The 1169-nt window shown below is 70.0% G+C and carries 2 protein-coding genes and 1 pseudogene; all 3 read right to left on the reverse strand.

Annotation, left to right across the window (positions count from 1 at the left end):
* Positions 1-380: CurL C-terminal domain-containing protein (locus ACSFA3_RS24690; protein WP_435508000.1), on the reverse strand; the 380-nt coding region annotated here is incomplete at its 3' end.
* Between the two features lie 130 nt (positions 381-510).
* Positions 511-894 (reverse strand): annotated as a pseudogene (locus ACSFA3_RS24695) (DUF445 family protein); the annotation flags it as partial.
* Positions 895-928: 34 nt separating this feature from the next.
* Positions 929-1169: M20/M25/M40 family metallo-hydrolase (locus ACSFA3_RS24700; protein WP_435508001.1), on the reverse strand; the 241-nt coding region annotated here is incomplete at its 5' end.

The following is a 1169-nucleotide window of genomic DNA, read 5'->3' on the forward strand; positions in this document are numbered from 1 at the left end:
GCCAGCGATTGCGGGTCGTCCGAGAACATGCGCTCGCGCAGGTCGAAATCGGTCGCGCCTTCGAAGGCGGCCATGCAGTCGCCGAACGCTGCGGCGAACACCGGGTCGTTCGCATGGAGGTTCTTGCCCATGCCGGCGTACTGCGCGCCCTGTCCGGGGAACATCAGCACGAGTTGCAGTGCGCGCGAGGCGGTGCGGCCGCTGACGCGGCGGGGCGAGTCGGCATTGCGCAGGGCTGCGATGGCCTCGGCGGTGTTGCTGGCCACGACAGCGCGGCGGAAGGCGTGGGCCTTGCGGCCGACAGCGAGGGTGTGGGCCACGTCGGCCAGCGGCAGTTCGGCGTGGGCTTCGAGATGCGCTGCGAGCTGTTCCGTGGCCAACGTGAGCGCGGCCTCGGAACGTGCCGACAGCGACAGCAGTTGGTCGCCCGTTGCCAACGGCGAGGCCGGCCGCGGCGGCGCGCCCCATGAAGTCGCGCACTCGCTCGTCGTCGAAGGCCGAGAGCCCGTAGCGCGTGGCGGCCACGCCCCATTCGCCGAGCTTCTCGCCGCTGGCGGGCCGCGCCAGCCAATCGGCGATGCGCCCGGCAGCATCGAACTGCCGCAGCTTGCCGAGCACTTGTTCAGTGCTCAGGAAGTTGTCGCAGATGAAGCCCGCGAGCTTGGCGCCGATGCGGTCCTTGTTGCTCGGGATGATCGCGGTGTGCGGAATCGGCAGGCCCAGCGGATGGCGAAACAGCGCCACCACCGCGAACCAGTCGGCAATGGCGCCGACCATCGCGGCTTCTGAAAAGGCGGCCACGTAGCCCCAGGCCGGGTGCTGCGCATGCAGCGCACTCGCCACCGCATAGAGCCGCGCCGCGCCGCACAGCAGGCCGAGCGCGATTCGCTTCATGCGCCGCAGCGCGTCGCCGCCGCTTTCTGCTGGTTCAGCCAATGGCGGGCGTGGAGGCCAGGCGTTCCATGAACAGCTCGCAGCGCGCGAGTTGTTCGAGGCTCACGAACTCGTCAGGCTGGTGCGCCTGCTCGATGCTGCCGGGCCCGCACACCACGGTGGGGATGCCGGCGTTCTTGAACAGACCCGCTTCGGTGCCGAAGGCCACCAGCGTGGTGCGTTCTTCGCCCGCGAGGCGCTGCGCCAGTTTGGTGATCGGGTTGTCGGCCGCGCCA

The organism is Variovorax glucosi, from assembly GCF_051216695.1.
Lineage (GTDB): Bacteria > Pseudomonadota > Gammaproteobacteria > Burkholderiales > Burkholderiaceae_C > Variovorax.